General features: G+C 58.5%; 15 protein-coding genes. 10 read left to right on the top strand and 5 right to left on the bottom strand.

The genetic code is table 11. The features are described from left to right. Positions 1-13: 13 nt before the first annotated feature. Together ilvN and B9Z48_RS05045 are read right to left on the bottom strand one after the other, a co-directional pair. On the bottom strand, positions 14-505 hold the full coding sequence (gene ilvN, locus B9Z48_RS05050; RefSeq protein WP_089953931.1) for an acetolactate synthase small subunit: 492 nt from the start codon (positions 503-505) through the stop codon (positions 14-16). 2 nt (positions 506-507) lie between these two features. Further along, the gene (locus B9Z48_RS05045) at positions 508-2,271 is read right to left on the bottom strand and encodes an acetolactate synthase 3 catalytic subunit (protein WP_089953934.1); all 1,764 of its coding nucleotides are present in this window, start codon (positions 2,269-2,271) and stop codon (positions 508-510) included. A 304-nt stretch (positions 2,272-2,575) separates the two neighbouring features. Between B9Z48_RS05045 and B9Z48_RS05040 the strand changes: the two genes are divergently transcribed. The 6 genes from B9Z48_RS05040 to B9Z48_RS05015 all read left to right on the top strand — a co-directional run bounded on the left by B9Z48_RS05040 (position 2,576) and on the right by B9Z48_RS05015 (position 5,946). Then, on the top strand, positions 2,576-3,142 hold the full coding sequence (locus B9Z48_RS05040; RefSeq protein ID WP_089953937.1) for an RNA polymerase sigma factor: 567 nt from the start codon (positions 2,576-2,578) through the stop codon (positions 3,140-3,142). Beyond that, entirely contained in the window at positions 3,139-3,585 is a 447-nt protein-coding gene (locus tag B9Z48_RS05035) for a DUF3619 family protein (RefSeq protein ID WP_108377363.1), read from the top strand. Before B9Z48_RS05040 ends, B9Z48_RS05035 begins: the two co-directional genes overlap by 4 nt. A 184-nt stretch (positions 3,586-3,769) precedes the next feature. Further along, a complete protein-coding gene (locus B9Z48_RS05030; RefSeq protein ID WP_158273214.1) occupies positions 3,770-4,270 on the top strand; it encodes a DUF3106 domain-containing protein in 501 nt (166 codons plus the stop codon). Positions 4,271-4,360: 90 nt separating this feature from the next. Continuing rightward, a complete protein-coding gene (locus B9Z48_RS05025; protein ID WP_108377361.1) occupies positions 4,361-4,930 on the top strand; it encodes an RDD family protein in 570 nt (189 codons plus the stop codon). A 6-nt stretch (positions 4,931-4,936) separates the two neighbouring features. Continuing rightward, the gene (locus tag B9Z48_RS05020) at positions 4,937-5,341 is read left to right on the top strand and encodes a diacylglycerol kinase (protein ID WP_108377360.1); all 405 of its coding nucleotides are present in this window, start codon (positions 4,937-4,939) and stop codon (positions 5,339-5,341) included. Continuing rightward, positions 5,338-5,946, top strand: a complete 609-nt coding sequence (locus tag B9Z48_RS05015; RefSeq protein ID WP_108377359.1) for a TIGR00730 family Rossman fold protein — start codon at positions 5,338-5,340, stop codon at positions 5,944-5,946. Before B9Z48_RS05020 ends, B9Z48_RS05015 begins: the two co-directional genes overlap by 4 nt. Before the next feature lie 94 nt (positions 5,947-6,040). On the opposite strand, the gene B9Z48_RS05010 is transcribed toward B9Z48_RS05015, so the two are convergent. Both B9Z48_RS05010 and B9Z48_RS05005 read right to left on the bottom strand, forming a co-directional pair. Beyond that, positions 6,041-6,379, bottom strand: coding sequence for a P-II family nitrogen regulator (locus tag B9Z48_RS05010; protein WP_089953953.1), 339 nt, complete (start codon positions 6,377-6,379; stop codon positions 6,041-6,043). Positions 6,380-6,414: 35 nt separating this feature from the next. Beyond that, positions 6,415-8,088, bottom strand: a complete 1,674-nt coding sequence (locus tag B9Z48_RS05005; RefSeq protein WP_108377358.1) for an NAD+ synthase — start codon at positions 8,086-8,088, stop codon at positions 6,415-6,417. 4 nt (positions 8,089-8,092) lie between these two features. On the opposite strand from B9Z48_RS05005, the gene B9Z48_RS05000 reads away from it, so the two are divergent. The 3 genes from B9Z48_RS05000 (at position 8,093) to B9Z48_RS04990 (ending at position 10,165) form a co-directional block, all read left to right on the top strand. Next, the gene (locus tag B9Z48_RS05000) at positions 8,093-9,292 is read left to right on the top strand and encodes a GNAT family N-acetyltransferase (RefSeq protein ID WP_108377357.1); all 1,200 of its coding nucleotides are present in this window, start codon (positions 8,093-8,095) and stop codon (positions 9,290-9,292) included. A 178-nt stretch (positions 9,293-9,470) separates the two neighbouring features. Next, positions 9,471-9,875, top strand: a complete 405-nt coding sequence (locus B9Z48_RS04995; RefSeq protein WP_368665912.1) for a type II toxin-antitoxin system RelE/ParE family toxin — start codon at positions 9,471-9,473, stop codon at positions 9,873-9,875. Beyond that, positions 9,872-10,165: an addiction module antidote protein gene (locus B9Z48_RS04990; protein WP_108377355.1), complete on the top strand. Its 294-nt coding sequence runs from the start codon at positions 9,872-9,874 to the stop codon at positions 10,163-10,165. The genes B9Z48_RS04995 and B9Z48_RS04990 overlap by 4 nt, the downstream gene beginning before the upstream one ends. A 77-nt stretch (positions 10,166-10,242) precedes the next feature. Here B9Z48_RS04990 and ppa read toward each other — a convergent pair whose 3' ends face one another. After that, a complete protein-coding gene (gene ppa, locus B9Z48_RS04985) occupies positions 10,243-10,773 on the bottom strand; it encodes an inorganic diphosphatase (protein WP_108377354.1) in 531 nt (176 codons plus the stop codon). 202 nt (positions 10,774-10,975) lie between these two features. Here ppa and B9Z48_RS04980 point away from each other — a divergent pair, with 202 nt between their 5' ends. After that, a complete protein-coding gene (locus B9Z48_RS04980; RefSeq protein ID WP_108377438.1) occupies positions 10,976-12,409 on the top strand; it encodes an aldehyde dehydrogenase family protein in 1,434 nt (477 codons plus the stop codon). Positions 12,410-12,451 lie beyond the last annotated feature (42 nt).

Genomic DNA, 12,451 nt, shown 5'->3' with positions numbered 1-12,451 from the left:
TCAAGAGTTAAGTTTAGACGCGCAGGATGCGCTCGCCGCGCCCGATTCCGCATGCACCCGTGCGCACGGTCTCCAAAATGGCGCTGCGGTCGATCGCCTCCAAAAAGGCGTCGTTCTTGGATTGGTCACCGGTCAGCTCAATGGTGTAGCTCTTGTCGGTGACGTCAATCACGCGGCCGCGAAAGATGTCGGCCATGCGTTTCATTTCTTCGCGCTCCTTGCCCACGGCACGCACCTTCACCAGCATCAGCTCGCGTTCGGTGTAAGCACCTTCGGTCAGGTCAACGACCTTGACCACCTCAATCAGGCGGTTCAAGTGTTTGGTGATTTGCTCAATCACGTCATCCGACCCGGTGGTCTGGATGGTCATGCGCGACAAGCTGGGGTCTTCGGTCGGGGCCACGGTCAAAGACTCGATGTTGTAGCCACGGGCCGAGAACAAGCCCACCACACGGGACAAAGCACCCGCTTCGTTTTCAATCAGTACAGCGATGATGTGTTTCATGATTACAGATCCTCCACGCCCAACAGCATTTCGGTGATGCCTTTGCCGGCCTGCACCATGGGGAACACGTTTTCTGTCGGGTCCGTGCGGATGTCCAGGAAAACCGTGCGGTCCTTTAGCCTGCGGGCTTCACGCAAAGCCGGCTCCACGTCTTCTGGTTTTTCAACCAGGATGCCGACGTGGCCATAGGCCTCGGCCAACTTCACGAAGTTGGGCAATGCATCCATGTAGCTGTGGCTGTAACGACCAGAGTAATCAATTTCCTGCCACTGGCGCACCATGCCCAGGTAACCGTTGTTCAGGGCCACCACTTTGATGGGCGTGTTGTACTGCAAGCAGGTTGAGAGTTCCTGAATGCACATTTGCACCGAGCCTTCACCCGTCACGCAGAACACTTCGCTGTCCGGCTTGGCCAACTTGATGCCCATGGCATAAGGAATGCCCACGCCCATGGTGCCCAAACCACCGGAGTTGATCCAGCGGCGTGGTTCGTTGAACTTGTAGTACTGAGCGGCCCACATCTGATGCTGACCCACGTCCGAGGTGATGTACGCATCGGCGTCCTTGGTCATCTCCCACAAAGTCTCGATGACTTTTTGCGGTTTGATGACCAAACTGTTGCTGTTGTCGTACTTCATGCAGTCGCGGCTGCGCCAGCCTTCAACCGTTTCCCACCATTGGGCCAAGGCCTGCTGATCGGGCTTGAGGCCGGAGTCACGGATCATGCCCATGAGTTCAGTCAACACATCTTTCACGTCGCCCACGATCGGCACGTCCACCTTGACGCGCTTGGAGATACTCGACGGATCGATGTCAATGTGGATGATCTTGCGGTCCACCGAAGCGAAGTGCTTGGGGTTGCCGATCACGCGGTCGTCAAACCGTGCACCTACGGCCAACAAAACGTCGCAGTTTTGCATGGCGTTGTTGGCTTCGAGCGTGCCGTGCATGCCCAGCATGCCCAGGAAGCGGCGGTCGGTGGCGGGGAAAGCGCCCAAGCCCATCAAAGTGTTGGTGACTGGCACGTTGAGCATGTCCACCAGGGCACGCAGCTCTGCGCTGGCGTTGCTCAGCAACACGCCGCCACCGGTGTAGATGTAAGGGCGCTTGGCCGACATCAACAACTGCAAAGCCTTGCGAATCTGCCCACCGTGGCCCTTGCGCACAGGGTTGTAAGAGCGCATTTCTACCGTCTCGGGGTAGCCCGAGTACAGCGCTTTGTTGAAAGAAACGTCCTTGGGCACGTCCACCACCACGGGGCCAGGACGGCCACTGCGTGCAATGTGGAAAGCCTTTTTCATGACCTCGGCCATGTCCTTGGCGTCTTTGACCAAGAAGTTGTGCTTGACGATTGGACGGGTGATGCCCACGGTATCGCATTCTTGGAAAGCATCCAGACCAATGGCCGCAGTGGGCACTTGGCCACTGATGATGACCATGGGGATGCTGTCCATGTAAGCCGTGGCGATGCCGGTCACGGCATTGGTCAGGCCGGGGCCGGAAGTGACCAAAGCCACCCCGACTTCGCCCGTGGCACGGGCGAAACCATCGGCCGCGTGCACAGCCGCTTGCTCGTGCCGCACCAGGACGTGCTGAATGGTGTCTTGCTTGTAAAAAGCGTCATAAATGTGCAAAACGGCACCGCCGGGGTAACCCCAGATGTACTGAACGTTTTCCGCTTGGAGCGCTTTGACGAGGATTTCTGCGCCGCGCAATTCTTGAGCGCCCGCAGGGGTGTTGGCTGTATCAGCCTTGTTCATTTCCATATTCAACCTTTGTGAATTTCTCTAACGAAAAACCTTGGGTGCCCCTGGGCTCGACTCTTGTGAAGTGGCTTTGGGACTTAAGACCACAGACATGGGCACCAAACTGTAAAAGTGCCGGACGGTGATCCGTTTGCTTTTTTTCAATTGCAATCGCTCATTATCGCATTGATACACGCATGCCTACGCAAAAGTTCTCCCAAAGCTCGTCAAGTGACATAATCATTCACCCACCAGGGTCAATGCCTGCTCAGTTGACAGGATCAAGAACAGCCCCCACACCTCAAACAGCGACGCTGAAATCACGTTGGCCTCCGATAAAGAACTTGCTGACTTTCTGAAGAACGCAGAAAAAAAAGCATTCAAGCGTGCCTACTATCACGTACGTGATGAAGAAGGTGCTTTGGACATTGTTCAAGACAGCATGATCAAGCTGTGCAGCAGTTATGCGGACAAGCCCCCGAGTGAACTGCCCCTGCTTTTTCAGCGCATTTTGTCCAATACCGTCCTGGATTGGTTCAGACGCCAAAAAACCCGAAAAGCCTTGTTCACCAACATGAACGAACTCGATTCGGATGAAACCGATTCAGGCTTCGATTTGATGGAAGTGGCCAACGGTGCCGAAGACAATCTGGCCACACAAAGTGCAGAGAGCTGGCTGGGCAGAGTGCAAACTCTTGAGCACATTGAATCGGCGGTCATGGCCTTGCCCACGCGTCAACGAGAAGCCTTCCTGCTGCGTTATTGGGAGGAGCTGGATGTTGCAGAAACTGCCGCCGTGATGGGGTGCACCGAAGGCAGCGTCAAAACCCATTGTTCCCGGGCCATCCAGGCCCTGAGTAAAACCTTGTCTGACCAAGGCCTGAAACCATGAAACACCAACAAATCCATCCCGACAACGACGTGGACCGACTTGGCCAACAACTGTCGGCCAAGTTAAGCACGGCCTCTTTGGATTTGGGCCATGACATCAGCGAAAGATTGAGAATCGCACGGCAACTCGCTCTGAAGTCACGCCCACCTGTGGTCATCATGCAACGCCGTATGGCCGGCTCGGTTCAAAGCCAAGGCACATTGACCGGCACTCCAGAAGAAGGCCTGAACCTTTGGAGTATTTTTGCTTCCGCTTTGCCAATCTTGGCCTTGGTCTTGGGCCTGTTGGTTCTGCAGGACATGCAATCCGATGATGTGACCTCTGACATTGCCCGCATTGACGCCGCACTGCTGACCGACGAATTACCCCCAGACGCCTACACCGACCCGGGCTTTGTGCAATTTTTAAAGCTCCAATTGGTCCGTACCGCTGCCAATGATTGAACTGTTCACTCACAGGCCCTTGACGCTGCGTGACCTGATTGGGTTGACGATCCTCAGCGGGATATTGTCGAGTCTTTGCATCACGCAATCCTTGGCCCAATCGCCTGCACCCGCCGACGCAAACCCTGCACCGGCAGCTCCGCTCCTCGTCACTGGCGACGTCACATCGGCCAGCAGCCCGGCCATGCCCTCGCCGCCCCCTGTCCTCAAACGCTGGCAAAAATTGAGCGAACGGCAAAAGCAAGCTCTGTCACCCCTGCGAGGCCAGTGGGACACCCTGACCGCGCAACAACGGACCAAGTGGCTGAGCATCAGTGACACATTTTTGCAACTCAGCGATGAAGAGCAAATGACCATGCACGGTCGAATGAGTGAATGGGCACGTCTGAGCCCCAAAGACCGCAATGCTGCCCGATTCAACTTCAACAGCACCCGCTCGTTGTCCATTGATGACAAACGGGCTCAGTGGGAAGCCTACCAATCCCTGCCCGCCCAGGACAAACAACAACTGTCCTCGGGACCCAAGCCACCGGTCAAAAGTGCTGCACGCACGACCCTGCCCACCAACAGCCGACTGGTCAGTCCGCCGGCCATGCCTGTGAACACGCCCAAAGGCATTCCGTTGGTGGCCCCATCCCAACCCATTGACCCCAAAACACTTCTGCCCAAGCCTGGGTCACAATAAGCGACTGGCTTTGCATTCAAACGGCTTCACAGCCGAATGCACCCAAACCGAGGATCGCCTCGCAACTTACCCCCTGAATCAACAGTTGTCATGACCCACAGCGACCCCGTGTCTTCTCGACCCCTCGCACCAGCGCCCGCAGACGAATTTCTCGCCCCATCGCTCAAACGGCGCATGGCCTGCTGGCTCTACGAAGGCATGCTGCTGTTCGGTGTGATGGTCGCATCAGGTTTGGTTTATTTCATTGCCGCATCCTGGATCACCGGCCTGTCGCCGGGGGAGATGAACAGTCAGCCGAAACTCAAATCAGGCTTTCAAGCCACCTGTTTTCTGGTGCTGGGTCTTTACTTCATCTGGATGTGGCGGCGTGGACAAACGCTGGCCATGAAAACATGGCGCATAGAAATTGTGGGCACCGATGGGCGAAGGGTGAGCAACAAAACCGCCTTGAAACGGTACTTGGCCACTTGGATTTGGTTTCTTCCACCGATCATCACCTCCTACGCGCTTCACCTGTCTGTGATCGAACTGAGCGTCATCACTCTGGGATGGGTGGCCATTTGGAGCATCCTCAGCCGCTTTCATCCTCAGCGCCAGTTTTGGCACGACGCTTGGTCCCGCACGCGTCTGATCACTGCGCAGCAAGCTCTCAAATCCTGATGGCCTATGTCCAGCAATAAACCCCAAACGACCAACATCGTCAACCCGCAAAAAGCTCGCACAGGCCTTAACCGCATTCTTCATGCCGGGGGTTACTCCATGCAGGGCCTGCGTGCAGGCTGGGGAGAAACCGCTTTTCGTCAAGAAGCCATTTTGGCCATGGGGCTGGTGCCCTTGGCTTTTTGGCTGGGGCAAAACTGGGTAGAAACCGCCCTGCTGGCCGGTACGATTTTGCTGGTCATGATCGTCGAGTTGCTCAACACCTGTGTCGAATCGGCCATCGACCGCATCGGCCCGGAATGGCACGACCTGTCCAAGCGTGCCAAGGACATGGGCAGTGCTGCGGTGCTGCTCAGCTTGCTGCTGTGCGCTGGCGTTTGGATGGCTGCGCTTTGGCAACGCTTGTCATGACCGAAAACAACACCCCGGCCACATCGCCCGCCTTTTCGGTCTGCGTTTACTGCGGCTCCAAACCCGGCAACTCGCCTGAATTTGCCCAAATCGCCGTCCAAGTGGGCACCTGGATTGGCCAGCATGGCGGCCAACTGGTTTATGGCGGCGGCCGCAACGGCTTGATGGGCCTGGTCGCCGAAGCCACCCTGGCCGCAGGCGGCACCGTGGTGGGCATCATTCCTACAGCCTTGGTCGAAAAGGAATGGGCGCACCACGGCTGCACCGAACTGCATGTGGTGGACACCATGCATGAGCGCAAACGCCTTATGGCCGACAAAGCCGATGCTTTTCTGGCCTTGCCCGGCGGCATCGGCACTTTTGAAGAATTGTTTGAAGTCTGGACTTGGCGTCAGCTGGGTTACCACGACAAACCCATCGGCATCCTCAACAGCAACGGTTATTACGATGGTTTGATGGCTTTCATTGGCCAAGTGGTCGATCAAGGCTTCATGGGGCATTGGCAGACAGAGCTGGTGTCCGTGGGCACCAAGGCCGAATTGCTGCTGCAAAGTCTGGTGCAAAAAGCGGGCTTTTCTCCACGCGCCAAAGTCGAACTGCTCTGATCGACCTTGAGGGCCTGACAACCATCAACCCTGTCCTCATCACAGCTTCACAGATCGCCATGTGGCCATTCAAGGCCATACACCTACCGCCTGATCAGATTGCTGTTTCGTCCTGTTCGCCGGTGCGGATGCGCACCACGCGCTCGACCGAAGTCACAAAAATCTTGCCGTCGCCAATCTTTCCGGTGCGGGCGGCCTTGACAATGGCGTCGACACAGCTGTCCACGTCGTCGTCCTTGACCACCACTTCAACCTTGACCTTGGGCAAAAAGTCGACCACGTATTCGGCACCCCGGTACAGCTCGGTGTGGCCTTTTTGGCGTCCAAAACCCTTGACTTCGGTCACTGTCAGCCCCGTCACGCCGCATTCGGCCAAGGCTTCACGCACTTCTTCCAGTTTGAAGGGTTTGATGACGGCGGTGATCTGTTTCATGAAAAAAATCCTCAAAAAATGGAAAGCACCCGAATTCAGGCGCGGAATTTATTGGTCATAGGATAACGCCAATCCTTGCCAAAACTGCGGTGCGTCACGCGAATGCCCACAGGCGACTGGCGGCGTTTGTACTCGTTGAGCTTGATCAGGCGTGTGACTTTTTCCACATCGGCCCGCTCAAAACCGTCTGCGATCAAAGCCTCCACGCCCTCGTCGTTTTCCATGTAACGCTGGATGATCGCGTCCAGCACCTCATAGGCAGGCAGGCTGTCCTGGTCTTTTTGGTCCGGGCGCAGCTCGGCGCTGGGCGGGCGGGTGATGATGCGCTCGGGGATCGGCTGGCTGCCCGTGCCATACGGATCATGAAGGTTGCGCCAGCGGGCCAGGTCGAACACGCGGGTCTTGACCACGTCCTTGATGACCGCAAAACCGCCCGCCATGTCGCCATACAGCGTGCAGTAACCGGTGGCCATCTCGCTCTTGTTGCCGGTGGTCAGCACAATCGCCCCGGTCTTGTTGGACAGCGCCATCAGCAGCGTGCCGCGAATGCGGGCCTGGATGTTTTCTTCGGTCGTGTCTTCTTTCAGGCCCTCGAATTGGGCCGACAGCGCCTGTTTGAAGCCGTCGAACAAGGGCGCAATCGAGATTTCGTCATACCGCACATTGAGGCGCTTGACCATGTCGCGCGAATCGATCCAGCTGATGTCGGCCGTGTAGGGCGAAGGCATCATCACCGCATGAATCTTGTCGGCCCCGATCGCGTCCACCGCAATCGCCAACACCAGCGCCGAATCGATGCCACCCGACAGGCCCAAAATTGCGCCCTTGAAACCGTTTTTGCCCAGGTAGTCGCGCACGCCCAGCACCAGCGCATCCCACAACTCGGCATCTGCAGAGGCCATGGGCACCAAGGCCTCGGGCGCAGCGCTCACATCCACACCGCTTGCTGCGACTTGAACTTGCACCGTCATGGCCGCCTCGCGAAAGCCCTCGGCCCGCGCCACGGTTTCGCCTTGGGCATTGAGCGCAAACGAGCGCCCTTCAAAAATCACCTCGTCCTGGCCGCCCACCAAATGCGCGTAAATCAGGGGCAAACCGCAATCGGCCACCCTTTCGCGCATGCGCTGCTCGCGCTCCGGGCCCTTGCCCGCATGGAAAGGCGAGGCGTTCAGCACCGCCAGCATTTGCGCGCCCGCGTCACGCGCCAGGCGGGCCGGCTCGTCAAACCACGCGTCTTCGCAAATGAGCAGCCCCACCCGAACCCCCTCGACCTCAAACACCCCCACCCCGTTGCCGGGTGTGAAATAGCGGCGCTCGTCAAACACTTGGTAGTTGGGCAACTCGCGCTTGTCGTAAGCGCAGACGACTTTGCCCTCGCACAGGACGCTCGCGCGGTTGTGGCGGCGCGTCACGGCCACGCTGCGGGTGCGCACGCCACCACCTTCGGGGTGGCCCACCACCACATGCAGGCCCTTTAACCCAGCCAGTTCGCGGGCCACCGTTTTCAGGGCATCATCACAGGCGTCAATGAAAGCCGGGCGCAGCAGCAGGTCTTCGGCCGCATAGCCGCAAATCGACAGCTCGGGCGTGATCAACAGCCTGGCCCCCTGGGCATAAGCCGAGGCGGCGGCGTCAATGATTTTGCGGGCATTGCCCGGCATGTCACCAACGACAAAGTTGAGCTGGGCCACACGAATTTGGAGAGTCATACAGGTGCTGGAAAAATTGAGCTTGAATTATGTCACCCGGGTAGAGGATGACCTGAGTGGCATCGCGCCTGAGGTTTGGGACGGCTTGCTCGCCCAGCAAGATGCGCCATCGCCCTTCATGCGACATGCCTATTTGTCGGCCATGCACGCCAGCGGATCGGCTGTGCCCGAGACCGGCTGGACGCTGCAAGTGCTCAGTTTATGGCGCAGCACCCCGCAAGGCGATGTGTTGGCCGCTGCCTGCCCGCTCTACATCAAGACCCATTCACGCGGCGAGTATGTGTTTGACCACGCCTGGGCCGACGCCTACCAGCGCCACGGCTTGGACTATTACCCCAAAGCGCTGGTCGCCTCACCGTTCACGCCCGTGCCCGGCAGCCGATTGCTGGCCGAGTCCGAAGACGCCCGCCAAACCCTGCTGGCCGCCTTGCTGGACATTTGCCAAACCAACAACATCCCCTCGCTGCACATCCTGTTTGGCAGTCCACAAGACTTGCAGGCCTGTGAGCAAGCTGGCCTGCTGCAACGTGACCAGGTGCAGTTCCACTGGCAAAACCAAGGCTGGCGCGACTTTGATGACTTTTTGGCCAGCCTGACGCAAGAAAAACGCAAAAAAATCCGGCAAGAACGCCGCAAAGTGGCCGATGCCGGTGTGACGTTTCGCGCCGTGCGCGGCCCCGACATGACGGAAGGCGACTGGGCCCTGCTGCTGCGCTGCTACCAGCAAACCTATTGGGAACACGGCAACGCGCCGTATTTGACCCCGGCGTTTTTTGACTCCATGCGCACCGACATGGCCCAAAACTGGCTGCTGTTTGTGGCCGAACACGCAGGCCAACCCATTGGCATCAGCCTGATCGGCCTGCACCTGGACGCCCAAGGCCAGCCCGAAGTGGCCTATGGCCGCTACTGGGGGGCGCTGGCGCGGGTGGACTGCTTGCACTTTGAAGCCTGCTACTACCAGCCCATCGCATGGTGCATCCAGCACGGCCTCAAACGCTTTGAAGGCGGCGCACAAGGCGAACACAAAATGGCTCGCGCCCTGCTGCCCACGCCCACACACAGCGCCCACTGGCTGGCGCACCCGGCGTTTTCAGAAGCGGTGGCGCGGTATTTGGAGCGGGAAAAAGCGGGGGTAGAGAACTACCTCGAAGCGCTCAATCAGCACTCACCACTCAAACAAACGCAGCAGCCCAACTTGTAGGTCGGCACTTTCATGTCCGACGTGAAGCCTTCTCCGTCATCCCCATGCGCGATGTCGCACCACCGGAAAATGTCGTACCGCCAAGCCACAACCTGCGCCCCCTTCTGACACATTCTGTCGCCGAGCCCTGGATTTCGAAGACAAGGTCAGTCCAGCCAATGAATCGGCTTGCAGAGGCTTGATCTTTGACGCGCTCAGTGGCTCACTTGATGGTATAAAAATACATCAGGAAGGTAGCTTTAAAGCTACAATTGCCATGTTTCTTTTGAAGCACTACGTCAGTCCCCAGGGAGTGGACCTGTTTGGTTTGTGGTTGGATGAACTGCGAGACAAACAAGCGAGAGCCAGAGTTTCGGCGCGCATGCTCCGGCTGCAAAACGGGAATTTTGGCGATTGCAAGCCTGTTGGGGCGGGTGTTTGGGAGCTGCGGATTGATTGGGGTCCGGGCTACCGCGTCTATTACGCCTTGGCCGATAAAAAAGTCGTCTTGCTGTGCCAAGGAGGAGACAAGCGCTCGCAGCAGGCCGATATCGACCAAGCCGTGCAGCGCTGGTTGGAATGGCAAACAAGGAGTTCAAAATGAATGAAACCGCAAAACACGATGACTGGCTTTTTCAACAACTCCAAGATGCCGAATTTGCCGCCGAATACCTGAATGCAGCCAATGAGGATGACGATCCCAAGACTTATTTGGCCGCTTTGCGCAAAGTGGTTGACGCGCGCTGCGGCATGACGGCTTTGGCCGCGCAGACTCAGCTGTCACGCGAAACGCTTTACCGCACCTTGTCGGCCCGGGGCAATCCCACAATCAAAACCTTGGCGGCTGTGCTCAAAGCCACCGGCCTGCGAATCTCCATCGCGCCAGCCCCATAAAAAACGCCTGCACGGCGCAAGCCGGGCAGGCGTTTTGGGGTTCAACGGCTTCTGTCAGAAGCCATTGAGCCAGGCGATCAGGCCTTTTGGTAATTGGCGATGCCGTCCATCAGTTCTTTGGCGGCAGACTCCACGCCTTCCCAGCCCTTGACCTTGACCCACTTGCCTTTTTCCAGGTCTTTGTAGTGTTCAAAGAAGTGGGCAATCTGCTTGAGTTGCAGCTCGTGCACATCGGACAAGGCCTTGATGTTGGCGTAGATGGGCAGGATTTTTTCTGTGGGCACGGCCAAAATCTTGCCGTCCATGCCGCCTTCGTCTTCCATCAACAAAATGCCAATGGCGCGGCACGACACCACCACACCTGGGGGCAATGGGAAGGGGGTCATCACCAACACGTCCACCGGGTCGCCATCACCGGCGATGGTCTGGGGCACGTAGCCGTAGTTGGTGGGGTAATGCATGGCGGTGCCCATGAAACGGTCCACAAACAAAGCGCCGGACTCTTTGTCCACTTCGTACTTCACAGGGTCGGAGTTCATCGGGATTTCGATGATGACGTTGAATGCGTCGGGCACTTTGCTGCCGGGGGTGACTTTGTTCAGGGACATGGTGTCTGCTTTTGAAAGTTAAGTGGAAACGAAAAATCCTAGGGATTAACCCCGATTTTACTTTCACAGGGCTTGCGAAAGCTTGGGCACCCCCCTTACCGGGGCTTTCGCCCCTTGCCTTTGTGCAACCGTCAGCGTGTGCTCCTGTGCAGAATGTCTCGTGCGTGATTTCCAAGGCCGCACCACCACCGACAATGGCGGCATGCAACACAATTTCATCGCCAACCAATCCACCCCTGCCTTGGCCGGCCAAACCATCGACGTGCTGGACCCCTCTGACGGGCAGGTGTTTGAACAGATCCCGCGCAGCCAGGCAGCCGACATCGACCAGGCGGTGCAAGCGGCGCGGGCCGCTTTCAACGGCCCTTGGGGTTGGCTCACGGGGACGGAGCGCGGACGTTTGCTGATGGCGCTGTCGCGCAAAGTGGCCGAACACGCGGGCGAATTGGCGGCGCTGGAGCAGCGCGACTGCGGCAAACCCACCAAACAGGCTGCGGCCGACGCGGTGGCCCTGGCGCGTTACTTTGAGTTTTACGCCGGGTCTTGCGACAAATTGCACGGCGACACCCTGCCCTATCAAAACGGCTACAGCGTACTGACTTGGCGCGAGCCGCACGGCGTGACGGGCCATGTGATCCCCTGGAATTACCCCATGCAGATTTTTGGCCGCAGCGTGGGCGGCGCCTTGGCAGCGGGCAACGCCTGCGTGGTCAAACCCGCCGAGGACGCTTGCCTGAGCCTGATCCGTGTGGCGCAGTTGGCGGCCGAAGTCGGTTTTCCGGCCGGGTCCTTGAACATCGTCACGGGTTATGGCCACGAGGTGGGTGACGCGCTGGCCCGCCACCCCGGCATCGACCACATCAGCTTCACGGGCAGCCCCCGCGTGGGCACCCTGATCCAGCAAGTGGCCGCTGAACGGCATTGCCCCGTGACGCTGGAGCTGGGCGGCAAAAGCCCACAAATTATTTTTGACGACGCCGACCTGGACGCAGCCATTCCCGTGGTGGTCAACGCCATCGTGCAAAACTCGGGCCAGACCTGCAGCGCGGGCTCTCGCGTGCTGATCCAGCAAGGCATTTACGAGCCGCTGCTCCAACGCCTGGGTGAAGCTTTCAGCCGCCTGCAAGTGGGCTCAGCCGCGATGAACCTGGATTTGGGGCCCCTGATCCGCGCCAGCCAGCTGGAACGCGTCACGGGCTTTTTGGAGCAAGCCAATGCGGACGGCATCGCCACCGTGGCGCACGGCCAGATCGCGCCCGGCGTGCCTGCAGGCGGGTTTTACCAAGCCCCGGTGCTCTTGCGCGACGTGCCGGTGATGCACCGTTTGGCGCAGGAAGAGGTGTTTGGCCCCGTGCTCTCGGCGATGGCTTTTAAAGACGAAGACCACGCCGTCGAGTTGGCCAATGCCACCGAGTTCGGCCTCGTCGCGGGCATCTGGACTCGCGACGGCGGACGCCAGTTCCGCATGGCCAAACGGGTGCGCAGCGGCCAGGTGTTCATCAACAACTACGGCGCGGCGGGTGGGGTAGAGCTGCCCTTTGGTGGCGTCAAGTCATCGGGCTACGGCCGCGAAAAAGGCCTGGAAGCGCTGCTGGGCTTCACCACCCTCAAAACCGTGGCCATCTCACACGGCTGAAACCACCTGTTGATCCGACCCGATGGTGCTTGCATGAACGCT

This window comes from Limnohabitans sp. WS1, assembly GCF_003063265.1.
Classification (GTDB): Bacteria; Pseudomonadota; Gammaproteobacteria; order Burkholderiales; family Burkholderiaceae_C; genus Limnohabitans_A.
This window is presented reverse-complemented; position numbering and strand designations above follow the sequence as displayed.

Excerpts from the sequence above, each read along its gene's own strand:
- B9Z48_RS05035 (WP_108377363.1), top strand. The coding sequence starts at position 3,139 with ATGAAACACCAACAAATCCATCCCGACAACGACGTGGACCGACTTGGC.
- B9Z48_RS05010 (WP_089953953.1), bottom strand. The coding sequence starts at position 6,379 with ATGAAACAGATCACCGCCGTCATCAAACCCTTCAAACTGGAAGAAGTG.
- B9Z48_RS05025 (WP_108377361.1), top strand. The coding sequence starts at position 4,361 with ATGACCCACAGCGACCCCGTGTCTTCTCGACCCCTCGCACCAGCGCCC.
- B9Z48_RS05030 (WP_158273214.1), top strand. The coding sequence starts at position 3,770 with ATGCCCTCGCCGCCCCCTGTCCTCAAACGCTGGCAAAAATTGAGCGAA.
- B9Z48_RS05015 (WP_108377359.1), top strand. The coding sequence starts at position 5,338 with ATGACCGAAAACAACACCCCGGCCACATCGCCCGCCTTTTCGGTCTGC.
- ppa (WP_108377354.1), bottom strand. The coding sequence starts at position 10,773 with ATGTCCCTGAACAAAGTCACCCCCGGCAGCAAAGTGCCCGACGCATTC.
- B9Z48_RS05020 (WP_108377360.1), top strand. The coding sequence starts at position 4,937 with ATGTCCAGCAATAAACCCCAAACGACCAACATCGTCAACCCGCAAAAA.
- B9Z48_RS04980 (WP_108377438.1), top strand. The coding sequence starts at position 10,976 with ATGCAACACAATTTCATCGCCAACCAATCCACCCCTGCCTTGGCCGGC.
- B9Z48_RS05005 (WP_108377358.1), bottom strand. The coding sequence starts at position 8,088 with ATGACTCTCCAAATTCGTGTGGCCCAGCTCAACTTTGTCGTTGGTGAC.
- B9Z48_RS05045 (WP_089953934.1), bottom strand. The coding sequence starts at position 2,271 with ATGGAAATGAACAAGGCTGATACAGCCAACACCCCTGCGGGCGCTCAA.
- B9Z48_RS04990 (WP_108377355.1), top strand. The coding sequence starts at position 9,872 with ATGAATGAAACCGCAAAACACGATGACTGGCTTTTTCAACAACTCCAA.
- ilvN (WP_089953931.1), bottom strand. The coding sequence starts at position 505 with ATGAAACACATCATCGCTGTACTGATTGAAAACGAAGCGGGTGCTTTG.